At 52.7% G+C, this 23,232-nt stretch carries 23 protein-coding genes; 6 read left to right on the forward strand and 17 right to left on the reverse strand.

Annotated elements, in window-relative coordinates; translation table 11 throughout:
- Window positions 1-18: 18 nt before the first annotated feature.
- The 6 genes from yfkAB to AC0LWT_RS03250 form a co-directional block, all read right to left on the reverse strand.
- On the reverse strand, window positions 19-1,152 hold the full coding sequence (yfkAB, locus tag AC0LWT_RS03225) for a radical SAM/CxCxxxxC motif protein YfkAB (RefSeq protein ID WP_474679758.1): 1,134 nt from the start codon (window positions 1,150-1,152) through the stop codon (window positions 19-21).
- 119 nt (window positions 1,153-1,271) lie between these two features.
- The gene (locus AC0LWT_RS03230; protein WP_474679759.1) at window positions 1,272-3,491 is read right to left on the reverse strand and encodes an MMPL family transporter; all 2,220 of its coding nucleotides are present in this window, start codon (window positions 3,489-3,491) and stop codon (window positions 1,272-1,274) included.
- Between the two features lie 77 nt (window positions 3,492-3,568).
- Window positions 3,569-4,702 carry an HD-GYP domain-containing protein gene (locus AC0LWT_RS03235; RefSeq protein ID WP_474679760.1) on the reverse strand — a complete coding sequence of 378 codons (1,134 nt, stop codon included), beginning with the start codon at window positions 4,700-4,702 and terminating at the stop codon, window positions 3,569-3,571.
- A 140-nt stretch (window positions 4,703-4,842) separates the two neighbouring features.
- Window positions 4,843-5,655 carry an undecaprenyl-diphosphate phosphatase gene (locus tag AC0LWT_RS03240; RefSeq protein WP_474679762.1) on the reverse strand — a complete coding sequence of 271 codons (813 nt, stop codon included), beginning with the start codon at window positions 5,653-5,655 and terminating at the stop codon, window positions 4,843-4,845.
- 109 nt (window positions 5,656-5,764) lie between these two features.
- On the reverse strand, window positions 5,765-7,225 hold the full coding sequence (locus AC0LWT_RS03245; RefSeq protein ID WP_474679763.1) for a bifunctional metallophosphatase/5'-nucleotidase: 1,461 nt from the start codon (window positions 7,223-7,225) through the stop codon (window positions 5,765-5,767).
- A gap of 37 nt (window positions 7,226-7,262) precedes the next feature.
- Window positions 7,263-7,721, reverse strand: a complete 459-nt coding sequence (locus AC0LWT_RS03250; RefSeq protein ID WP_474679764.1) for a molybdopterin-dependent oxidoreductase — start codon at window positions 7,719-7,721, stop codon at window positions 7,263-7,265.
- A gap of 132 nt (window positions 7,722-7,853) precedes the next feature.
- On the opposite strand from AC0LWT_RS03250, the gene AC0LWT_RS03255 reads away from it, so the two are divergent.
- From AC0LWT_RS03255 to AC0LWT_RS03265, 3 genes are all read left to right on the forward strand, one after another.
- A complete protein-coding gene (locus AC0LWT_RS03255) occupies window positions 7,854-8,555 on the forward strand; it encodes a molybdenum cofactor biosynthesis protein (protein ID WP_474679765.1) in 702 nt (233 codons plus the stop codon).
- Window positions 8,556-8,574: 19 nt separating this feature from the next.
- Window positions 8,575-9,633 (forward strand): ThiF family adenylyltransferase, encoded by a 1,059-nt coding sequence (locus AC0LWT_RS03260; RefSeq protein ID WP_474679766.1) that lies wholly within the window; start codon window positions 8,575-8,577, stop codon window positions 9,631-9,633.
- A 103-nt stretch (window positions 9,634-9,736) separates the two neighbouring features.
- Complete coding sequence (locus AC0LWT_RS03265; protein WP_474679767.1) at window positions 9,737-10,783, forward strand: HD-GYP domain-containing protein; 1,047 nt, start codon at window positions 9,737-9,739, stop codon at window positions 10,781-10,783.
- A 5-nt stretch (window positions 10,784-10,788) separates the two neighbouring features.
- Here the strand turns inward: AC0LWT_RS03265 and AC0LWT_RS03270 are convergent, their stop codons facing one another.
- The 6 genes from AC0LWT_RS03270 to AC0LWT_RS03295 form a co-directional block, all read right to left on the reverse strand.
- Window positions 10,789-11,175, reverse strand: coding sequence for a DUF350 domain-containing protein (locus AC0LWT_RS03270; RefSeq protein WP_474679855.1), 387 nt, complete (start codon window positions 11,173-11,175; stop codon window positions 10,789-10,791).
- Window positions 11,175-11,804 (reverse strand): signal peptide protein, encoded by a 630-nt coding sequence (locus tag AC0LWT_RS03275; protein ID WP_474679768.1) that lies wholly within the window; start codon window positions 11,802-11,804, stop codon window positions 11,175-11,177. The genes AC0LWT_RS03270 and AC0LWT_RS03275 overlap by 1 nt, the downstream gene beginning before the upstream one ends.
- On the reverse strand, window positions 11,801-12,997 hold the full coding sequence (locus tag AC0LWT_RS03280) for a glutathionylspermidine synthase family protein (RefSeq protein WP_474679769.1): 1,197 nt from the start codon (window positions 12,995-12,997) through the stop codon (window positions 11,801-11,803). The genes AC0LWT_RS03275 and AC0LWT_RS03280 overlap by 4 nt, the downstream gene beginning before the upstream one ends.
- A gap of 5 nt (window positions 12,998-13,002) precedes the next feature.
- On the reverse strand, window positions 13,003-13,833 hold the full coding sequence (locus AC0LWT_RS03285; protein ID WP_474679770.1) for a hypothetical protein: 831 nt from the start codon (window positions 13,831-13,833) through the stop codon (window positions 13,003-13,005).
- Entirely contained in the window at window positions 13,830-14,060 is a 231-nt protein-coding gene (locus tag AC0LWT_RS03290) for a hypothetical protein (protein ID WP_474679771.1), read from the reverse strand. Before AC0LWT_RS03290 ends, AC0LWT_RS03285 begins: the two co-directional genes overlap by 4 nt.
- Window positions 14,061-14,205: 145 nt before the next feature.
- The gene (locus AC0LWT_RS03295) at window positions 14,206-15,303 is read right to left on the reverse strand and encodes a C40 family peptidase (RefSeq protein ID WP_474679772.1); all 1,098 of its coding nucleotides are present in this window, start codon (window positions 15,301-15,303) and stop codon (window positions 14,206-14,208) included.
- A 189-nt stretch (window positions 15,304-15,492) separates the two neighbouring features.
- Between AC0LWT_RS03295 and AC0LWT_RS03300 the strand changes: the two genes are divergently transcribed.
- The 3 genes from AC0LWT_RS03300 to AC0LWT_RS03310 all read left to right on the forward strand — a co-directional run bounded on the left by AC0LWT_RS03300 (window position 15,493) and on the right by AC0LWT_RS03310 (window position 17,536).
- Window positions 15,493-15,771, forward strand: coding sequence for a hypothetical protein (locus AC0LWT_RS03300; protein ID WP_474679773.1), 279 nt, complete (start codon window positions 15,493-15,495; stop codon window positions 15,769-15,771).
- A gap of 82 nt (window positions 15,772-15,853) precedes the next feature.
- Window positions 15,854-16,213 (forward strand): NucA/NucB deoxyribonuclease domain-containing protein, encoded by a 360-nt coding sequence (locus tag AC0LWT_RS03305; RefSeq protein WP_474679856.1) that lies wholly within the window; start codon window positions 15,854-15,856, stop codon window positions 16,211-16,213.
- Window positions 16,214-16,333: 120 nt separating this feature from the next.
- Window positions 16,334-17,536, forward strand: a complete 1,203-nt coding sequence (locus AC0LWT_RS03310) for an RCC1 domain-containing protein (protein WP_474679774.1) — start codon at window positions 16,334-16,336, stop codon at window positions 17,534-17,536.
- 269 nt (window positions 17,537-17,805) lie between these two features.
- Here the strand turns inward: AC0LWT_RS03310 and sufB are convergent, their stop codons facing one another.
- The 5 genes from sufB to sufC are packed head-to-tail and all read right to left on the reverse strand — an operon-like array spanning window position 17,806 to window position 23,005.
- Window positions 17,806-19,203: a Fe-S cluster assembly protein SufB gene (gene sufB / locus AC0LWT_RS03315; RefSeq protein ID WP_474679775.1), complete on the reverse strand. Its 1,398-nt coding sequence runs from the start codon at window positions 19,201-19,203 to the stop codon at window positions 17,806-17,808.
- A 19-nt stretch (window positions 19,204-19,222) separates the two neighbouring features.
- Complete coding sequence (sufU, locus tag AC0LWT_RS03320) at window positions 19,223-19,654, reverse strand: Fe-S cluster assembly sulfur transfer protein SufU (protein ID WP_474679776.1); 432 nt, start codon at window positions 19,652-19,654, stop codon at window positions 19,223-19,225.
- Window positions 19,641-20,867, reverse strand: a complete 1,227-nt coding sequence (locus tag AC0LWT_RS03325; protein ID WP_474679777.1) for a cysteine desulfurase — start codon at window positions 20,865-20,867, stop codon at window positions 19,641-19,643. Before AC0LWT_RS03325 ends, sufU begins: the two co-directional genes overlap by 14 nt.
- Entirely contained in the window at window positions 20,864-22,159 is a 1,296-nt protein-coding gene (gene sufD, locus AC0LWT_RS03330) for a Fe-S cluster assembly protein SufD (RefSeq protein WP_474679778.1), read from the reverse strand. The genes AC0LWT_RS03325 and sufD overlap by 4 nt, the downstream gene beginning before the upstream one ends.
- Window positions 22,160-22,174: 15 nt before the next feature.
- Window positions 22,175-23,005: a Fe-S cluster assembly ATPase SufC gene (sufC, locus tag AC0LWT_RS03335; protein ID WP_474679779.1), complete on the reverse strand. Its 831-nt coding sequence runs from the start codon at window positions 23,003-23,005 to the stop codon at window positions 22,175-22,177.
- Window positions 23,006-23,232: the final 227 nt, after the last annotated feature.

Raw genomic sequence — 23,232 nt, forward strand, 5'->3', positions numbered from 1 at the left:
GATCTCCTTTAAAAAAGATTAAATGATAGCTTTTCGGCTTTTGAAATCCACGTTCCGGTAATACGATTCCGCCACCAGCAAATTCGGCCCGCAGCAGTCGGCGGCGCTGCAGTAGCAGTTGACGCGCAGGTTGAGCGGATGACTTTCCCATCTGGCGAATATCGTATCGAGATCGTCCCGGTACACGCTGCCCAGCGGCGGCTCATTGGCAAAATCGGTGACGTACACGTCTCCGGTAAACAAATTCACGTTCAGCCGGTTGCGGCCGTCCGGATCGTTGCGCATCGTTACGTTCGGCTCGCTTCTTAGCCTTTGAATCAGCTTGCGGTCCTGTTCTTCCTCGTTGCAAGCAAAGAACGGTAAAGTGCCGAACAGCATCCAGAGCTTCTGATTCCGGCTGTCCAGCAGCCGGTGTATGGCGCCGCGGAGCTGCTCAAGCGACAGCATCGGCAGATGCGCGGCAAAGGAGCTCGGGTACATCGGATGAACCTCGTGGCGCCTGCAGCCCATCTCTACGATCAGTTTGTGGATATCGGGCAATTTTTCATGCGTCCGGGTATTGATCATCGATTCGGCGGAGACGTACAGCCCGCCTTTGCTCAGCGCGACCGTATTATCGACCATCCGCTCATACATCCGCGAAGCCGTCTCTAGACTGACCGGATGGCTGCTGTTCACGAACCCGACCCGGTGAAAATCTTCCGCATTCAAATAATTGAACGAGATATGCATCACGTCGAGATAAGGAGCGATCAGCTCGTATCTGGCCAAATTCAGCGTCAGGTTCGAGTTAATCTGCGTGCGAATTCCCCGTTCGCGGGCGTATTTCAGAATCGGCAGCATGTACTCTTTGACCGTTTTCTCATGGTATGACGGCTCTCCGCCGGTTAGACTGATCGTCTCCAAATGCTCGACCCGGTCGAGCAGCCTGAGCATCTCGGCAACCGGAATTCGCGGGCCTTCCGTCATCGTCAGGGAATCCCCGACCGCGCAGTGCTCGCAGCGCATATTGCAAAGGTTCGTGATCGTTAACTCCACGCTCGTCAATACATGTTTGCCGTACTTTCGATACGACCGCAGCGGATCCCACGGATCGTACGCCGGAGACAGCTCCGGCAGCAGCGGGCTGGCCGCATGTGCATTTATATTCATGCTGTTTACACCTGACCTATCGTTTCCTTGATTTAGCCGGCATCTTATTGTGCCTAATTCTATGACCTATATTGTAACTTATGCAAAGTAAAAAGTGAAACATGCCTCCCTCGCTCGCACTAGCCCCCGCGTTCCGAAATCCGGCGCTTTTTTACCCAGCGGGGCGCCCACCAGTTCGCTTTGCCCAGCAGCTTCATAAGCGCGGGCACGAGCATGACGCGGATGACGGTCGCATCGATCAGGACGGCCAGCCCGAGGCCGAGCCCCAATGCCTTCATAATTTCGATGTCCGTGAAAATAAAGGAGCCGACCACGACGACCAAAATAAACGCCGCGCTCGTAATCAAGCTTCCGGTTTTTGTCAGGCCGGCGGCCGTGCTCGCTTCGTTGTCTCCGGTGCTTTCGTACTCCTCCATAATCCGCGAAATAAGAAACACCTCGTAATCCATCGAAATCCCGAACACGATGCAAAAAATAATGACGGGCAGCGTTGCGCTGACATACCCGATGGAAGTGATCCGCAGCATGTCCGACAAATAGCCGTATTGAAAAATAAGCACGACGATGCCCAAGCTCGCCCCCAGGCTCAGCATATTCATGAGCACGGCTTTAAGCGGAAGGAGCACCGAACGAAAAGCCAGCAGCAGTACGATATACGTAATGCCCATTACAAAAGCCAGCACTTCGGGGATGCGGCTCTGAATCCGGTCGATAATGTCCAGACGATACGCGGGACCCCCGGTTATCTCGATATCCAGGCCGCCCGGGTCCAGATTGCGCAAATCCCTGACAAGCCCATCGGTTGCAGGGTCGTCCGGGTCCTGCCGGGGGGTTACGACCATGAGCGCGGTATGCGCTTTTGCCAGCTTGCCCTGTTCGATCGGCGCCCTTGCAGACGGTGAGGCCAGCATCGCCGCCAGCTCTGCGTCGGAAAGCCGGCCAAACGTGCTGATATAGCTGCTCACCTCCCGGACGCCGGAGATTGCCGCCACTTTGCTCTCCAGTCCGCGCACCTGCCGAATCGCCTCCTCCTCCCAAACCTCCGCTCGCGTGCGGATGAGAATCTGGATCGGATTCAGCTTCCGCGAATCGTACGCCGTCTTCATCAGATCCGATCCGTACCGGGATTCATAGGCCGGAGGAAGCACCTCGGCGTTCGGCACGCTGAGCTTCATCGAGCCGATCGGCGTCATCGTGTATATGAGCGCGCCGCCGACAACAACGATCAGCAGCAGCGGGCGTTTCATGACGCCGTACGCCACCTTCTCCCAGAAGAGGGAAGTCCTTTCCTTGCGGAACCGCCGGGGGATGATCTGCAGGGCGTTTATTTTGTGCCCCAGGACGGCAAGCAGGGCGAGCAGCACCGTATTGGCGGAGATGACGGAAATGGAAACGACGATCACGCCGCCAAGGCACAGCGAGCGAAAAAAAGTGAGGTCCACGAACAGCATGCCGAGCAGACCGATCAATACCGCGATGCCGGAAAAAAATATCGATTTGCCCGCCATATGGCAGGTCATGGCCACGGCTTCGGCCACCCCGGGCTGCTTGCCCAGCTCCTCCCGGTAGCGGCTCACGAGAAACAGCGCATAATCGAGGCCAACCGCCAGCCCCAGCATCGTCACCATGTTCGGTAAAAAGTTGGACAACGATTGATGCTGGGCAATAAAATAAGTAATTCCAAGCGTCAGCGTAACGCTCATTATGCCTACGACGAGCGGGAGCATCGCCGCCACCAAAGTGCCGAATACCACGAGTAAAACAAGCAGCGCAATCGGCAGACCTATCGCTTCCGATTTGGCGATATCGCGCTTGCTGGCTTCCTGCATGTCGTACAGAATGGCCGGCCCGCCCGTGACATACACATTCATTCCCGCAGGCGGAATGACTCTTTGCTTGATCTCCGGGAATTTTTCCAGCGCCTCGTTCGTTTCCAGATTGAGCGGCACGGCTGCGGCCTGAACGTCGCGATGACCTTCCAGACGCGGAACGCCGGATAAGCTGATTTGTCCGACATAGGGCAGCTTGCCGAGCTCTTTCAGCGAGTCCAGAACCGCCTGCTGATTCCGCTGCTCCGTGAAATCGTATCCTTTGCCCGTATATACCAGGTTCAGCAAAGTGACGGGAAGCCCCAGTTCCTGCTGCAGTCCGGCGAGCCCGCGGTCGGATTCGCTGCCTTTCGGCGTAAAGCCGTTATCTTTGAGCAGGCCGGGCGTCTTTTGAGCAAAGAACGCAAATCCGAGAAGCAGCACAAGGCCGGCGATTAAGACCGGCCACCTGAATCGGTGCATCGCATAGCCCCATCGCCAAAAGCTCCCTTTCGATTCCGTATTCCTCACGTCAACCCCTCCGGATCCGACAAAATAAGAAAGAACCCGGTTTCCCAGGTTCTTGATTCGTTAGCTTATATTGTATCTCAAAAAATCGTAGGTATGCCTTTGTCGGATGCAACTTCTCCCACATGCGTATCTCCGACATCCGTTATGAGAATGTTCAGCTTTACGGACAGATCGATTTCGTACGGCTCTTTCAAATCTTGACCGGATTCATCCTGCAAAATACGGACAACGGGACGGTGCGGAACCGTAATGTGCAGTTTGGATACGATTCCGGACTCGCCCGTATTCAAGCGCACCGGAATTCCGAGCGGATAGATGGCGACTTTGTCCCGGAAGAGCGCGATTTTGCTCTGATCATACATCGTGCCGGACCCTGCGAACAACTGCTCCATCGCTTGATGAGGCAGCATCGGACGGCGGTACACCCGCATGGTCGTCATCGCGTCATACGAATCCACCAAGCCGATCCAGCGGGCGAACTCGTGAATGTCATTTCCGTGAATGCCCCGCGGATAACCGCTGCCGTTGATCCGTTCGTGATGCTGTAAGGCGCAATGGGCGGAAACGAGCGGAATGTTGGGTTCTTCTTTCAGGATATTGAACCCGTAGGTCGTATGGTTCTTCATCTCGTCGAATTCCTCGTGGGTTAATTGCGACGGCTTGCGTAAAATGTCCAATGGAATTTTGGTCTTGCCGATATCGTGCAGCAGCGCCCCGACACCGAGCGCCACGAGATTGTCGCGGTTGTAGCCATAGCTGATTCCGAGCATGGTTGCATAAATGCTTACGTTCAATGAATGCTGAAACAAGTAATTGTCCGTAATATTCATATGATTCAGCATGACCATCGCTTCCTGATGACTGCTTACATCGTCGATAATCATCGCCATCACTTCGCGGAATTTGCGCCCCAAATCATAATAGCTGACAGCGCTGCGCTTATGCGAATTCTCCATCATGCTGCGGAACGTGCTGCGAATTTCGTGTATCGCTTTTCTTCTCGTCTCTTCCTGTATCAAATCAGGCTGTATGATATCATCCGTACGCGGATCCGCTATGTATATATAGTCGATGCCGTAGACGAAAAGCCTTTCTATAAGTCGCTCCGTAAGCTCTACATTCACAGCGAGCAGAACCAGGCCCTCTTCGTTGTAAATATTTTTGGCCAGCCTCATTCCCGGTTTACACATGTTGATCGGCATTAAGCGCATTTTGCTTCCCTCGCTTAGGTGAAAGACTCTGGCAAATTTTATTTCATCTTTCTTCTAAATGTAATAGATTTCATAAAAAAGAGCAATAGAAAAACCGCACCATTCGGCACGGTTCGATCTAGTTCTAAGGTACAATTTTTTTACAAATACAAGTATAAAGCAAAAATAATGGCAACGATAAAGCGATAGTAGGCAAAATATGTAAGCTTCATGCGCTGCACCAGTCTGATGAACGTTACGACCGCCAGCAGTGCGACGATGAACGAAACGAAGAAGCCTGTAAGGAAAAATCCAAGATAGTCAATGGACAAAGACGAATGGTTTTTGAGCACATATATGCCGGAAGCCCCGAACATGACCGGGATCGCCATAATAAACGTAAAATCCGCAGCGGCCGCCCGGCTTACTCCCGAGAGCATGCCGCCGGCAATCGTCGATCCGGATCGGGAAAATCCCGGCCATATGGAAAGCAGCTGCCACATACCGATGAAAAATGCCTGCTTGTACGTCAAATCGTCCATCACTTCGGTAGACGGGCGTTCTTTTCGTTTCTCGCCGAGTATCAGAAGAATACCGCCCAACACGAGACCGACCAGCACCGTTGTTGCATTGAACAGATACTTATCGACATAATCGTTGAAGAGTACGCCGATTACGCCCGCAGGCAAAATGCCGACCAGAATGTGCAGCAGGTTCAGCTTTCTCCCGGTAGGGCTGTCGCTTTTTCTGCGGATCAATCCGAACAGCGACAAAATCCGTTTCCAATAAATCAGCACGACGGCCAAAATAGCTCCCAATTGAATAAAAAAGTTAAACGTCTGGATGACCGGGTCGTTATCGTTAATTTTCATCAAGTTTTGAGTCAGGATCATATGTCCTGTCGAGGATACGGGCAAAAATTCGGTTAATCCTTCCACAATGCCAATAATAAATGCTTCCCAAATGTGGTACATGGCTTCCCCCTTCGAATAGTTCGTTTATGGTAATCTCCTGTCCGATTATATATTCTACCTAACTATATGCATATCTGACAATACATCCGACAAAGATCGTCAATTGGAACTATTCTTCCGCAAAATTCGCGCGGCTTCGGTCCGTGAACCGCTGGTCCCCGCAGCTCTTGACCGCCTCTTCGTCCCGAAGCTGCGCGGCCAGCACATCCCGGATAAACTCCGGGAGCATATATTCGATGTCGCTGCCCTTGCCCAGCGACATATAGCCGGAGCCGAACGTGAACATGTCGATCGTACCGATCGTATATTCGCGGTCCGGCTCCAGCGGCTCGCCGCCGACTGTCGCGGCGATTACGCGTTCGTAAGGCGGGCGGGAGCTGTCCGTTTCGACGCGCATGCCGTCGACGCACAGAACACCCAGCACCTCGCCCCGGAAGCCGTAGCCCCGTATCGGCTTCTCCATAAATTCGCCAAGCAGCGACTCTTCGAGCGCTTGCAGCAGATTGGCCCCGCTGAGCCGCAGGCGGCAGGGGTTGATCGGCCCCGGGCATATTTCCAGCAGCCGCCCGCGGGTAATGCGCCCCTCCTTCAGCCCCTGAAGGAGCTGGCCGCTGTTGACCAGCCCGATCTCGGCGCCGGTCCATCGGCGAAGCCCCGCGGCAAGCAAGTTGCCCAGCGGGGACTCGCCGTACCAATCAAGGCGCAGCGGCTGCCGCAGCCGCGCGACTTCCTCGTCCAGCGCGGCGGCGCTGGACTTGCGGTAGCTCTCCAGCAGCGCGGTGACGCTGCTGTCTTCGGCGGCGCCGTCCATCGGCACGACGCTGCCGCGGAGCTCGGCGATCCGGCGGCCGGCCGGATCGTAGGCAAGATCGATGCGGCCGGTGTAAGCGCCGAACTTGCCGGCCGCGGCAATATAGGTGCCGCCGATCAAGAGCGGCTCCTCGAGCAGATGGTGCGTATGGCCGCCGAGGATCAGGTCGATGCCTTCCAGTTCCTCCGCCATGTGCTGATCCATCCGCAGTCCCAGATGGGACATGACGACGACGAGATCCGCCTGCGGCCGCAGCCGCTCCGTCATCTCGGCGACGGCTTGCAGCGGCTCGGCAACGTGCCAGCCAAGCAGCTCGTAGTAGTCGGTATAAGCGGCCGTGACGCTGATCAAGGCGATCCGCAGCCCCGACTTATGAACGATCAAATACGGAAGCATCCAGTCCGGCGTCCGGTTCGTTGCCGCATCCAGCACATTGCTGGCGATGACCGGAAACCGGGCATGCTCGCGAAATACGGCGCCAAGCGCATCCGGGGTAAAAGTAAGCCCTTCGTTGTTGCCCACAGCCATCGCTTCATAGCCGGTGGCGTTCATAATCTCCACGTTCGCAACCCCGCCGGTGCCTTCCGTTTCCGGCCGCATCCGGTCCATGTGGTCTCCGATATCGAGCGCCAGCACTTGATCCGCAGGCAGCGAGCTTCGTACGCTTTGAAAGTACGCGCTGATTTTCGGCATCTGTTCAAAATGGCTGTGTATGTCGTTCGTATGCAAAATGACTAGTTTGCGCAGCCCACTAACCAATACGTTCACCTCCTGGGATCTATCCGACGAATTCCGCTCATTTCTTGAATTTCAGCTCATCCGGAGATACCGAATTTTTGAAGCCGAATGCCGCTTCGTTCCCCAGCCCCGCATCATGGAGAAACCATATGCTGACGACGCTCTTGACATTCAGGCATTCGCTGCTTCCGTCCGGAACGTACAGCCGGATCGGATACCCCTTGCTCAGCGGCTCGCCGTCCTGGGCATACAAAAACAACGCCCGGTCGGCCTCGGACCACGGAATCAAAGCCTGGAATTCATCGGCGGCCTCGACTTTCAGATGGGTAGGCTGCGGAGCATCCGTCGCCCCGTGCTTTTGCCTCCATCCCCGATACCACGATTTCAGATCAAAAGCTTCTCCACGCACGGCCGGAACCCGCTCCTCCAACGGCAAGCGCAGCTCGGCCAGGGCCGCCATCTCCTCCACGGCAAACACCTCGGCGGCTATATGCTTGTCTTTCACTTGTATGCTCATTCGCTCTCCCATATACGTCAGTTCCCTTCTTTCTGTACGGCAGATTGCCTGACATGCCTCATTATACCATTTTACCGCAAAAATATGATATGCTGTAGGGAATCGACATCAAGCCAAGAGGTGCACACAGCCATGAGAGTAACCATACAGCTCTTCGCAGGTCTCGCGGATCTGCTGGAAACTTCCGTCCTTACTATGGAAACGGAACAGGAAACTGTATCTATAGCACAATTAAAACAGCTCATCGCCGAACGGCATCCGGCCGCTGCAGCCATGCTGCACGCCTGTTTTGTCGCCAAGAACCAGGCCTACGCCGGCGAAGAGGAGACCGTCTCCGAGAGCGACGAGCTGGCTCTGATCCCTCCCGTGTCGGGCGGACAGCCGGAGCCTTCAAAATATGCGGTTACGTACGACGCCATCGATGCGGCGGAGGTGGCCGCCAAAGTTAACCACCCGAATCACGGCGCTTCTCTCGTTTTTATCGGGACAACCCGGGAAATGACCGCCGGACAGCGGACGGTGCTTCTGGAATACGAAGCTTATGTGCCTATGGCCATCAAGACGATGGAAGCGATCGGCGGGGAAATTGGCGCCAAATGGCCGGGGGCGCTGTGCGCTATTACGCATCGGCTGGGCAAAGTCGCGATCGCCGAAGCAAGCGTCGTGATCGCCGTGTCAACGCCCCACCGGGCGGACTGCTACGAAGCGAGCCGCTATGCCATCGAGCGTTTAAAACAGACGGTTCCGATCTGGAAAAAAGAAATTTGGGAGGACGGTTCGGAGTGGAAAGGCAGCCAGACCGGCACCTGGAATCCGCTGAAACAACCGGACTGACTGCAAGAGGTGAACATTCATGCAAATAGATAACGATTTGGAACAGGCCGTGGATCCCCGTTATTCCCGGCAGACGCTGTTTGCTCCGATCGGAACGGCAGGTCAAAAAAAATTGAACGTCAGCAGAGTCGCCATCGTCGGCATGGGCGCGCTCGGAACGGTGCTTGCCAATCATATGGTGCGCGCCGGAGTCGGGTATGTGCGGCTGATCGACCGCGATTTCGTCGAGGCCAGCAATTTGCAGCGCCAAATGCTGTACGATGAGGAAGACGCCGCTTCCTCGATGCCCAAGGCGGTTGCAGCGGCAAGGCGGCTGCAGAGCGTCAACTCTCTCGTTGCGATCGAGCCGCACGTCGTCGACCTCAATCCTTTGAATGCGGAGCAGCTGCTCGGAGGCGTGGACATTATTCTGGACGGTTCCGACAATTTCTCCGTCCGCTTTCTCATCAACGACGTCAGCAGCAAGCTCGGCATCCCCTGGATCTACGGAGGAGCCGTCGCTTCGAGAGGCGTCGCTTTGACGATTCGGCCCGGGCATACCCCTTGCCTGCGATGCCTGTTCCCGCAAGCCCCCGCTGCCGGAACGGCGGAAACGTGCGATACGGCCGGCGTCATCGGCGGCATTATCCATGTCGTGGCTTCTTTTCAGGCTACGGAAGCGATCAAATATCTCGTAGGGGATCTGGAGCATTTGAATGACCGCATGCAGCAGTGGGACTTGTGGTTCAATCACAATTCCTCCATTAACGTTGCGGGCGCGCGCAAGCCGGATTGTCCCGCCTGCGGTAAAGGGCATTACGACTATTTGGATGCCGTGCACGACAGCGACGTCATCCAGACGCTTTGCGGACGCGACTCCGTGCAAATCCATCCGGTAGTCCCTTCGTCCCTGACCCTCGAGCAATGGGAAGAAAGACTTACGCCGCTGGGTCCTACGGAGCGAAACCGCTTTTTGCTCAAATTTCAGGCCGGTCCCGAAGTCACGCTCGTCATTTTCCCGGACGGACGCGTTCTGGTGCAGGGTACGAGCGACCTGACGCATGCCAAAAGTCTTTACAGCCGCTACATTGGAATGTAAAAAACGCAAAAACTCATCCTTGCTTATTGCCAACTTCTAGGAGTAGCTGATACTATAACTATATACCTACTTTAGATATATAGGCTGTAGAAAGGACTTACTTATGCGCACACATGTCTTACAGCTAGTAGTTGGCGATACTTTGATGAACGACACCTACAATGCCGCGGGATTGAATCTCCTGTCGGCCGGAACCTCGCTCAGCGGCAGCGATATCCATCTGCTGAACATGCACAATGTCGACTATGTTGACATTTTTCCGAGAAGCGCGGATGGAGCAGAACCTGATGAAACCGCTGACATTGAAGCAAGCCCCGCACAATCCCTTGGTTTTCAAAGTGCTATCGATGGATTCAAAGATCTGTATGGCAAAGCCGGCTCCGGTAAGCTCATTGACAATGAAGCGATCGAGGCCTCTTTCAATCCGCTGATCGACTCGTGTCGGGACGAAAAAGATGTCGTCTCTCTGCTGCTTTCTTTAAACAGCCCGGATGACTACACCTATCAGCACAGCGTACAAGTAGGCATGCTTTCCTATTATATCGCCAAATGGATGGAAAAATCGGAAAAAGAAGCTCTATACATAGGTAAGGCCGGCTATCTCCACGATATCGGAAAAAGCAAAATCGACCCGAGCATTTTGCAAAAGCCCGGCAAACTTACCAACGACGAATACGATGAAATCAAAAAACATACGATTTACGGCTTTGAAATCATTCGCGATTCCTTGCAGGAACAGGCTATCGCCCTGGCTGCCCTGCAGCATCACGAACGCATTAACGGCACCGGTTATCCGCTGCGCAAAATCAACAAGGACATTCATTCCTACGCCCGTATCGTCGCGGTTGCAGACGTCTACAGCGCGATGATCAACAACCGTGTGTACCAGGAAAAACGCGATCTGCTGTACGTCCTGAAGGAACTGCACCGCATGAGCTTCGGCGAGCTGGACCCGCAAATTACGCAAGTTTTCATACGGCACATGATTCCTAACTTTATCGGCAAAAAAGTGTTGCTAAGCGACGGAAGAACCGGAAAAATCATCATGACCAACCCTTCCGACTTCTTCCGGCCGCTCGTTAAAATCGAAGACGAGTTTCTCGACTTGTCTCAGCTTGGCGATGTAGAAATCACGCAAATCGCCATGTAGCCTTATCAGACGATCAGGCTGCTGACCGTCAAAGCGATCCCGACATAGACGGCCGCAAGCATCGTCCCTACGGCAACATTGCCTTGACGAAGCTGGTCCGACAGCTTGACGCCCGGCGTCAGCCAGTCAAACACCCAGTAAGCCGCAATCAGACATACATACCCTACCGCGAACCACAGGCTCATATGCCAGATCGAGGAGTTCGTATACGCCGCAATCGCAAGCACAATGGACGAGGCAACGAACTTGCCTCCCATTGTAATGCCTACGGCCAGATTGCCGTTATTGATTTCTTCCATATCGCGGTAGGGAGTCATTAGACTGAACAGATACATCCCGGCGAATTGAAGCAATACGATGACGAAAAAGCTAAGTACAAGATTCCATACCATCAATCTGCCCACCCCCTGAATTTTGCCATTGCTTGATCGTAATCGCCGTAATCGTGAACTTCTTCCAAAATAACGTCCACCTGCTTTTTATCCTTAAGGCTGGCATAGCGGTCCTCTCCGATCGGCTGCTTGACCTTTTGCCCCGTCGGCAAATCCGCTACCGCAAAATAGCGGTATTTTCCGTCCAACTCCGTTTTGTACACACCTACCAGGTCCACCGTGGTCTTCACTTCCTTTTTCAACTCGGACAAATCCTTTTCCGCATCTTCCTTGGTCTTGAACGTTTTGATCGGCTTCCATTGCGACAGCGTCACATCGTTGCGGCCCTCAGCATTCGTTTTCATGCTTGCATTCATATAATTAAGCACCCAAACCTGATCGCCGGTCGCAAAATTTTGATCATTGGAAATCCGTTCATTGTTCGGCAGCAGCAGCATATCCCCGTCCAGCAAGTCGCCGACTTTGCCTTCCGTTACCCGATAATCCCACGGAATCTCACTGCCGCCGGCTCCCGAAGCGGCTTTGTCCTGAACCGTCGATTTGCTGCCGTTAGCGGCAACAATAAACCCTATAATGAAAATGATGGCTGCAAAGACTCCCGCCATGAGCCAAAATCGATTTTGCTTCAAGTTGATTTCACTCCTATCGCTACAAAATGGCTCGAATTCCCGGTGATGATGCCGCCTGCGCGGCCCAGCAGACCGCAGGGCTCGCCGTTCAGCACGAACAATCCGGTGAGCAGATGCAGCTCCGCATGATGAAAAGCCAGCTTGGGCAAATCCGCACGCTGCTGGTAAACTCTTTGAAAAAACACACTCGTGTCGAATCCCGCCTCGTCCTTTGTCTCCAGCGCGCCTTCCGCATCGTAAAGCTCCACGGAACCGCCCTCCCGGCCGAACATCGACTTGGACACGTATCTGCCGTCCAGCACGGGCATCGTATATGTAGACAGCATGTAAGCTTGAATGACCGAATGTTCCTCTTCCGTGAATAGGTCGGCGCCAAGCTCATGAAGCCCCCAAATAACGGCCTGCAGCCCTTTTGATTGCAAAATGACCGCATGGAGCGAATTAAACAAGCTGAGGTGCCCCTCTTCCAGCGAATAGGCCAGCGCTTCGCCGCCGTCGTCGATGCCCATCCATTCTTTCGGATACAGGGCGAACATGGTTTGAATCGTGTGCTCCTCCCCGACTTTCACGACGCCTTCGTCGATCCATAAATCGAGACAATCGACGCACGTTATTGTCCGTCCGCTATGGGCGACAAGAGCATCTATCGTCCCCGAGTCCTCCGCATGACGGCCGTAAGCGACACATGCCGCATAATCGGGGGCTTCCGCTTCCCAGGCCTGGCGCACGAGCTCTTTCATCCCGCTGTTAGGCGAGTCGATTCCATACTGCGCGCACATCCACGGCGTCGCCATCGAGGCTTCGACATAGCCCGTCGGTGTGTCGGCATTAAGCTCCAACAGCTTGATGCCGCCTTCTTGATCAACGGCGAAATCGAACCGCGCATACCGGCTCAAAAGCCCCGGACCGTTCGGTTCGAGGGAGTCCAAGCCGTCCCACAGCACTTCCGGGATGGAGAGCGCCGCATACAGGTCCCGCCGTCCAAGGACGAATCGCGCAGCTTTGTCAAAAACGATCCAAAGCTTTCCCGCGGCGGCCAGCAATTCCTCGTACGTGCCGCGGTCCATCGCGACGAGTTGGTCAATCCAGTAGGCTTCCTGTTCCAGATCCGCCCAAGTAAAGCCGAGCTCGGCAAGCTGCTTCACCCGGCTGCTCCGATCGGGAGAAGGAGTGCCCATAACTTCATACGCCATTTTCGTCAACCCCCGGAACTGGAGCTGGAACTGGAACTTGAGCTGAACCCGCTGGACCTGCCGCCAATGCTGCCGGACGATGTCGAGCTCGATTTTGAGCTTGTGATTGAACTTGTGCTTGAGCTTGTGCTTTTACTGGAGCTGCTGCTTGTGCTTGCTTTTGAGCTGGTGTCCGCGCCCGTTTTTGTACTGCTGCCCGTACTCGCTTTTGCACCACTATCCGTATTCGCTTTTGAACCGGCGTCTGTGCTCGTTTTTGAGCTGCTTGCACCTCCGCCCGAGCCGCCGCTTGATGGAGTGGCTTTGGCACTGGAGCTGGAGCCGGTTTTGGATTTATTGGTCGTAAAAGATCCTGTTCCGCTCGAAGTCGTAGGTGTCTTTGTTTTGGAACGGTTGGCAAAAGTATCGCCGGTGTATGTTTTCGGGACATACTTTTGTTTCGTCCGGTAATCATAGGAAGGATGGCTGTTTGCCCAACTGCTGGATGAATAGGAACGGCCGCTGTTCAAAATCAGATGATATAAAAGCAAATCGTCCCAACCGAGGCCGCCTCCGTAATTGTTGACGACGACCGGCGCGCTGCCGCCCGATGTCCCTCCGCCGGCTTGCGGCTCTTCCGTTGATTCCGGAAGCTTCTCTCCCTGCACGGCCGCAATCGGCAAATTCCAGTCCGCACTCGCGTCAAAATAAGCCTTGACCTGATCCGTCGACCATTCGACAAGCTGAGGGGTGCTGCCGGAAGCAGCCGTTTCCGCAGACCCGGCAGGAATCAAAAGCATATGTCCCGCAAGCAAAAGGCCTAGAGAAGTGGATAATACTTTCAACGGCTGTTTCAAAGCTGATCTCCCCCTGCGCGGTCGTCCGCTTCCCCTCCTGCAGCAAGCAGCAATTCAAATACGTTGAGGTCCAGATTCAATCTGCCCTCGATCATTTCATATTCCTTGCCCCCGATTAGCAAATAATTAGCCGCTTCCAGCGCCATGACCAGCTTTTCGTCCCACGCGCGTTCGTGAATTTTGCTGAGTCCGCCGTCCGCCATTTTTTCGTAAAGCACGATGTTCATTGCAAACCTCCTCGTTTCGACAAAATGTGTTGTATTCATCAGACTGCCTACTAAGTAAAACGCAGGACCTCCCGAATTGTTTCAAAAAAAAGCAAAAATAAAAAGCCTGTCCCGGAGACAGACCTTAATTTTACATTAAAATCCATTATATGACACGTTTCGCCCGCAAAAAAGTTTCCTTCCAATAGGCTGTATCGATATTTGTAATTTGAACGCCCTTATCGGATAAAGGCGACGCATGGAGCATCCGATGATTGCCGATATACATGCCGACATGCCCTACGTTTTTATTGCTTTTGAACCGCCCGGGCACGTAAAAAAACAGCAAGTCGCCTTTTCGCAAGCTTTTGCGGCTGACCAAATTGCCCTCCGCCGCCTGCTGCCTCGCCAACCGGGGGAGCTTAACGCCGAATTTGACATAAATATATTGCGTAAAAGCCGAACAGTCGAAAAGACCCGTAGACGGGTAAGAGTCCGCTCCGAATTTATACTTGACGCCCATGTACTGCTTGCCTTTGCGAATCAGCGCGTTGATATCCGTATTTTTCAAGACGGGAACAATATCTCCGCGCCCGACCGGCGACCATGCTTCAATCTCGGCCATCGGGAAACCGCCTGTCCCCGAAACCGGATTGGCCGCCTCATCCGCGTCTTTAAAAGGATCGTTCGGATCGTCGGCAAAATCAAGCTCATCCTCCGTTCCGCCGGGGTCCAGATCATCCTCATTCCGGGCTTCAATGGCTGGCGATGGATGAATGCGGAGCTGTCCCTCGCTCACTTTATACGACATATCTTCTTGAAACAGATCGCCGAGCGCAGAAATCGGAATATAGGCGATAACACCCTGCTTGACGAAAGGCTGATGAACGTTCAGCTCATAGCCGTCTTTGCGCGCCTTTGTCGAATTCATACTCAGTTCGAAGTTGGAGTCGTGATCTCCGATAAGGAAAGTGTCTTTGCCTTCCACCCAATCCGACTGGAAATTCAGAATGCCTACCAAATCGCCCGCTGACACATAATTCACATTGCCTATTTGTTTTAAGGGAATTACGGCATCCTGGGCGCCCGGCATCTTCTGTCCTTGGCCGGTCTGGGATACGCTCCCGATGACAGGCGGCGATGAGGCCTCTCCGCGAATTGCTTTGGAACTGAACGGCGCAGCGTTAAACCCGCTGCAAGCGGTTGTTACGGCCAATGCCGCGATCATACTTCCCGCTGCCGCTAATTTCAGCCTTTTCCACATGGCATCTCTGCTCCTTTGAGGAAACGTTGTGATCCTTCATAGGTTGAAACAAGCCGCTTGCAAATATACATCAATAGCATCCATAACGGCCAACATATCTCTTTTACCGTTAGATTCGTGCTAATACGTATGGTAAGATGGAGAGAATGAGTATATAAAAATCGTGAACGAAAGGCTGGTGTCAATGACATGAATCCGGAAAAGCCCGCTTCCGCTTCTTCTCTTTACAGCGTCATCTTTGGCCTGATCGCCATCGCATTGAACGTTCTCCTCATTACAACGCCGATCGGTCTTGTTTTCGGGATCATTGCCTTGATTTGCGGGATCGTCGCCAAAACTCGCAACGGTCGCTCCGGCGGTTTCATTATTGCGCTGCTTTCTTTTTTGGTGCTCGCCTATTGGCTGTTCAGTATCGCCGTTCCGTTGTGGGCGGACCCTACACTGTCATTCGCGATTCGCCGTTCATAACTAACTAGTAAAGGAGTTCCTATCATTGCGTAAGAAAATTGCTTTCATTTTAGTATCCCTCTCGGTCCTGCTCAGCGGCGGCTTGTTCACTTACAAAGCCATTGAGCCGACAAAGCCGGCAACCGTGCAACTGGTGTTCCCTAAAGATCGTTACCCGGAAACGGCAAAACACATCAAAGAAGCGATCAAATCCGGCGAATCAGCCGTATGCACCATTGCCCGCGAAGGAGCGGACGATAACCGCAAAGCATCGCTCCAGGACATACCTGTCAAAAAGGGATATGACCGTGATGAATGGCCCATGGCTATGTGCCGCGAAGGCGGCAAAGGCGCCAACATCGAATACATAACGCCATCTGACAACCGCGGCGCCGGAAGCTGGGTCAAAAACCAGCTGGATCAGTATCCCAACGGCACGAGAGTCGAGTTTATAGTGAAGTAAGGGTAGGAATGATTCATTTTCCATTTTAGGGTATAGATGAGAAACTTTTTTTGAACTTCCAGCGTCTAACTTATAGTTTGGATGTAAAATGAATATTACTATAAGTTGGAGGTTTGTTGGATGATTTTAAATGTGCTAAGAAAAAGAATGACGACATCTATAGCTGCCGTAATGAGTCTGTTCGTATTAGGCGGAGCAGCGCCTTCCGTCCAAGCCGAAGTAAAAACCCCGGAAGAAGTAAAAGCAGTCCAAATTTCAGATGTAGGCTTGTCTCCTTTAGTATTGGACGATAAAGGCAACGGATGGGGATTGTCCATCTCGTCGCGCGCCTACAGAATGAATCTGCTGCCTAACCGGGGTAATTTGTTTCAGCTGGAGAACATGAAACATATTGTAAGCATCGTTTCCAGCAGAAATTTCGGGATCGCATTAAAAGATGACGGCACCGTATGGACCGTCGATTCTGATGAATCATCGGACTCAGACAAGTGGGGGGAAACTACAACTACACCAAAGCTCGGGACACAAGTCCCCAATCTGGAGCACATTGTAAAAATTTGCTCCTTCCATGACAATGTCTTTGCAGCAGTCGACAAAAACGGAAAAATGTGGGTATGGGAAGACATCCCCGCTTTTGCTAAAACGACCGAATTGCAGAAATACCAATCTCGCCCGCTAGAAGGACTGACGCTCGTCAAAAGCATCGACCATATTAAAGACATCTCTCCTTCCTTGATCCTGAAGGATGATGGAACCGTCTGGACCTGGGAATATAATCATCGGGAAAACAACATGCTCGCATCAATTAAAACGCAAAATCCCGTGCAAGTTCAAGGGTTAACGGATATTGTAAAGCTCGGACAGGGCAATTCCTATGACCATATCGTCCTGAAAAAGGATGGAACGGTTTGGCTCTGGGGAGCCGGCTACCTTTCAGACCCGAAATTTGACGGAGGCAAAGATGAACCGCCGGCCCCGGTTAAAGGCTTAAACGATGTAGTTGATCTGGCAATCGGAGGCAACCATGTAATCGCTTTGAAAAAGGACGGTACCGTCTGGACTTTCGGATATATTCCAAAAAAATATGTAGAAACGGTAAGCACCCTATCACCTTCAATTAATCGCCCCCTGGCCCAGGTTGAAGGGTTATCCGATGTCGCTGCGGTTTTTGCAGGCGAGATTACCGATGCGGTCATAAAAAAAGACGGAACTTTGTGGATGTGGGGATATGATGAGTACGGCTTGTTCGGACAAGAATGGTCGCTCCAACTTGAACCTGTACAAGTACAGCTTAAACCGTATCCTAATACGTCCCGGAAATGAGCAAGACGCTAATTGAAAAACTCGCTCGCTAGAGCTGACACATCATCGGCATCCAGGGAGTAAAAACCTGCGAAAGTGCAGGCTTTTCGCCAAAATGAACCATTTACATGGAGAAAACCTGCACTTTTGCAGGTTTTCTCCTTAACAAGGATACCAACCGCCGTGAGGCGCCTCAACCCAACCGTGCCGGGAGAGGCACATGCAGGAAAAAGCGGCTGCGCCAAAAGCAAAAAACTCCCTTTAGCGTTAGCGTCAGGGAGCTTTTTTGATTAACCGATGGAGCCTTCCATCTCGAATTTGATCAATCTATTCATCTCTACGGCGTACTCCATCGGAAGTTCTTTCGTGAACGGTTCGATGAAGCCCATAACGATCATTTGCGTAGCTTCCGCTTCGGTAAGGCCGCGGCTCATCAGGTAGAAGAGTTGATCCTCGGATACTTTGGATACCGTCGCTTCATGCTCCAGCGTAATGTTGTCGTTCATAATTTCGTTATAAGGAATTGTATCCGATGTGGATTCGTTATCCAAAATGAGCGTATCGCATTTGATGTTCGCTTTCGAGCCTTGGGAATTGCGTCCGAAGGAAGCAAGTCCGCGGTACGTCACCTTGCCGCCGTGCTTGGAAATCGACTTCGAGACGATCGTCGACGTCGTCTCCGGAGCCAGATGCGTCATTTTGGCGCCGGCGTCCTGATGCTGTCCTTTGCCTGCTACGGCGATGGACAGTACCATCCCTTTGGCGCCGCGGCCTTTAAGAACGACGGCCGGATATTTCATGGTCAGTTTGGAACCGATGTTGCCATCGACCCATTCCATCGTCGCATTTTCTTCGGCAACGGCACGTTTGGTAACGAGGTTGTAAATGTTCGGCGCCCAGTTTTGAATCGTTGTATAGCGGGCGCGGGAGTTTTTCTTGCAGACGATCTCAACTACGGCGCTATGCAGGGAGTTCGTGCTGTAGATAGGAGCTGTACAGCCTTCTACATAGTGCACGAAGCTGTCCTCGTCCGTAATGATCAGCGTGCGCTCGAATTGCCCCATGTTTTCGGAGTTGATGCGGAAGTAAGCTTGCAAAGGCACTTCGCATTTCACGCCTTTTGGCACATAGATGAAGGAGCCGCCGGACCATACGGCACTGTTCAGTGCGGCAAATTTGTTATCGCTTGGCGGAATGACCGTGCCGAAATATTCTTTGAACAGCTCCGGATATTCGCGAAGCGCCGTATCAGTATCGGTGAAGATAACGCCTTGCTCTTCAAGCTCTTTTTGCATGCTGTGGTAGACGACCTCGGATTCGTACTGCGCGGATACGCCCGCCAGGAACTTTTGCTCGGCTTCCGGGATCCCCAGCTTGTCGAAAGTTTCTTTAATTTCCGTCGGAACTTCTTCCCACGTTTTGCCTTGCTTCTCGGAAGGTTTTACGTAGTACTGGATATCGTTAAAATCCAGATCGTCCAAATTGCCGCCCCAACGAGGCATCGGCATTGCAAAAAATTGTTCCAGCGATTTCAAGCGGAACTGCAGCATCCAATCCGGCTCGCCCTTCATTTTGGAAATTTCCGCCACGATTTCGCGCGTCAGACCTTTACCGCTTTGGAATACAGCCTTGTGCTCATCTCTAAAACCATATTTGTACTCATCGAGTTCGGGCATTTGTTTGGCCATCGTAGTTACCTCCTATTCGTTATCCGTTCTGTTTCGTTTGATCGATGCCTTTGCGCAGCGCGTTCCACGCTAATGTCGCGCATTTGATTCTGGCCGGGAATTTGTTGACCCCCGACAACGCCTCAATATCTTCATACTCGAATTCCACGGCTTCGCCCTTCATCAATCCGGAAAATTTCTCAGCCATTTCGAGCGCTTCGTCGAGCGTCTTGCCTTTCACCGCGTCCGTCATCATCGAAGCGGAAGAAAGGCTGATCGAACAGCCTTCGCCGATAAACTTGGCGTCCGCGACTTTCCCGTCCTCCACCTTCATCTGCAGCGATATTTTATCGCCGCAGGTCGGGTTGTTCAGGTCAATCGTGACCGCTTCGCTGGAGTCGAACTTGCCGCGGTTGCGGGGGTTTTTATAGTGATCCATAATGACTCTGCGGTATAAATCATCCAATTGCATGACCGAAGTACTCCTTTGTTTTTAGTAAGGCCGCCACAAGTCGGTCAATATCTTCTTCGGTATTGTACATATAAAAGCTGGCGCGAGCCGTAGCCGTAACCTGCAGCCATCTCATCAAAGGCTGGCAGCAGTGGTGGCCGGCACGAACGGCTATTCCTTCCGCATCCAGTACCGTCGCCACATCGTGAGGATGCACATCCCCAAGATTAAACGTGACGAGACCAGCGCGGTTTTGGAGAGGACCGTAAACGGTGAGGTCTTCGATCTTCCGCATTCGCTCAAGCGCATAATTCGTAAGCTGCACATCATGCTTATAAATATTGTCCATACCAACTTGCTGCAGAAAATCGATAGCCGCTCCCAATCCTACGGCGCCGGCAATGATCGGCGTCCCCCCTTCGAATTTCCAGGGGAGCTCTTTCCAGGTAGATTCATAGAGATCCACATGATCGATCATTTCTCCGCCGAATTCAACGGGCTCCATACTTTCCAGCAGTGCCTTCTTCCCATACAATGCCCCGATTCCGGTAGGTCCACACATCTTATGTCCGGAAAAGCCGTAAAAGTCGCAATCCAAATCCTGCACGTCGACTTTCATGTGCGGTGTGCTTTGCGCGCCGTCGACCATGATTTTTGCGCCATGCTCGTGCGCGATTTTGGCAATTTCTTTAACCGGATTGATGACCCCGAGCACGTTGGATACATAAACGATCGAAACGAATTTCGTCCGCTCCGTAATGACGCTCTCGGCATCGGCCAAAGATATGGAACCGTCAGCCTGCAAAGGAATGTACTTTAAAGTGGCTCCCGTCGCTTTCGCAACTTGCTGCCATGGGATTAAATTGCTGTGATGCTCCATCGGGGTAATGACGATCTCGTCGCCCTCCCGCAGCACCGCTCTCGCGTAGCTGTTCGCCACCACATTAATGGCGGTCGTCGTGCCGCGCGTAAAAATAATTTCCTGCTCGCTGGACGCGTTGATGAATTTGGCTACTTTCTCCCGTGCCCCTTCATACGCGTCAGTCGCGCGTGAGCCGAGCGTATGAACGCCGCGGTGAACGTTGGAATTGTCCCACTCATAGTAACGCTTCAGCGCTTCAATCACGCTCACCGGCTTCTGGGACGTAGCTGCGCTGTCCAGATATACGAGAGGATGACCGTTCACTTCCTGCTTGAGAATGGGAAAAAGCTCACGTATCTCCGCGGTATTCATTGTCCCAGCTTCCTTTCTACAAAGCTTTGCAGCTGCTCTTCGATACTCTTGATCGGAATTTCGGAAACGACCGGCGCAAGGAATCCGTAGATGATCAGGCGCTGCGCCTCTTCTTTGGAAATCCCGCGGGACATCAGGTAGTAGACCTGCTCCGCGTTCACTTGACCGACACTTGCCGCGTGGCCCGCTTTAACGTCGTCTTCGTCGATAAGCAGGATCGGGTTGGCGTCGCCGCGCGCTTTGGGGCTCAGCATGAGCACTTTCTCGGTCTGCTGGCCGTTGCAGCCTGTAGCGCCTTTTTCGATTTTCGTAATACCGTTGATAATCGCTGTAGCTCCGTCTCTCATAACGGCACGGGTAATCATATCGCTAGTCGAAGCTTTGCCGAAGTGTACGGCGCGCGTAGTCAGGTTCAGCTTTTGCTCGTCAGTTCCGACGCAGATGACTTTGGCGTCCGAATCGGAGCCGTTGCCTTTCAAAATGGACGTCGTATCGGACATCGAATTGCCGTAGTTCAGCTCTCCGACTACCCACTGCACGCCGCCGTCATTTTCGACAATCGCGCGGCGGTAAGTCAAATCCGTTACCGATTCGCCCATATTGTGAATCGTCGCGTAGTTTACTTTCGCTCCCGGTTTCACGAAAATTTCAACCGCTCCGTTTTGAACCAGGTGGCCGCCGCTGTGCGAGGAAACAAAATTGTCGACATAAGCTACCGAGCTGTTCGCTTCCGCAACAATCAGAACGTGAGGCGCAAAGCTCGCTTCCGCATCGTCAGTAACAAAAAGCGCCTGCAGCGGGATGTCCACTCTCACGTCTTTGGGCACGTAAAGGAAGATGCCTCCATTCCAAAGAGCAGCGTGCAGCGCAGTCAACTGATTTTCGCCCGCTTCAACAGCTTTCATGAAATAAGTCTTCACAAGATCGGCATGCTCCTGCAGCGCAGTCTCAAGATCCGTGAAAATAACTCCTTGCTGTTTAAGCTGATCCGCAACTTGCTTGTATACGATGCCGGAGTTTCTTTGCACAATCAGGTTGTCCGGGTTGGACAGACCTTTGGCCGCTTCAGGCAGCTCATCCAGAGAAGCCAGGGCCGCCTGTGCTTTATAGGAACCGTGTGAGCTGATGCTCCAACGGTCGATTCTCGTTTTTTCAAGTTTAGGCAATTCCAAAGATTCCGCCGATTTCAGCGCTTCGCTGCGCAGAGCCGTCATCCATTCAGGCTCTTTTTTGCTGCGGGAAAGCTCTGCAACCGCGCCCGGATCAATGGAAAGAATAGTTTGTGTGCTCATGGTATTCCTCCTGATTTAGTACTTCGGCGCAGTCGTGTTCATAGGAACTTTGAATTCTTCCGTCTCTTGGCCTACGGTTTCATCCACGATGCCCAGCTCTTCTTTGATCCAGTCGTAGCCTTCCGCTTCCAGACGCTGAGCGAGCTCAGGACCGCCTGATTTGACGATGCGGCCTTGCATCATGACATGGACAAAATCAGGATTGATGTAGTTCAGCAGGCGCTGATAGTGAGTGATGATCAGGAAGCCGCGGTCTTCGCTGCGCATAGCGTTAACGCCTTCCGCAACGATGCGCAGGGCGTCGATGTCAAGACCGGAGTCGATTTCGTCGAGAATGACGATTTTAGGCTCGAGCAGCAGCATTTGCAAAATTTCGTTGCGCTTTTTCTCGCCGCCGGAAAAGCCTTCGTTCAAATAGCGGTGCATGAACTCGGGGTTCATTTCCAGTTGTTTCATTTTCGCTTCCATTTGGCGAATGAACTTGATCAGGGAAATTTCATTGCCTTCGCCGCGGCGCGCATTGAGCGCACTGCGCAAAAAGTCGGCATTCGTTACCCCGGTAATTTCACTCGGATACTGCATGGCGAGGAACAGTCCGGCGCGCGCTCTTTCGTCAACCGCCATTTCCAGCACGTCTTCACCTTCAAGCGTTACGGAGCCTTCGGTCACTTCGTATTTGGGGTGGCCCATCAGCGCGGAAGCCAGCGTACTTTTACCGGTTCCGTTAGGTCCCATAATCGCATGGACTTCGCCGCCTTTGATCTCCAGGTTCAAGCCTTTCAAAATTTCCTTTCCTTCGACGTTCGCCTTCAGGCCGTCTATTGTGAATGTTGGTGAGTTTGCCATCTCTTGAGCCTCCATAATTTTGAATTAACTTGTAAAAGAAAATCATTATTAAATGATTCTCACTGATTCTCATTAGAATAATTCTATTATAACTTACCCGGCGAAATCAATAAAGGGCAAGACGTTAAAAATCTGACGAATATGTTGTTCATCATTCAAGTATGCACATGAACCCGGCTTTGAAAACGTCAAACAAAAAAAAAGCCGGCATCGTTGATCCCCTTGCG

The sequence above is a fragment of the Paenibacillus sp. sgz302164 genome (assembly GCF_056120505.1).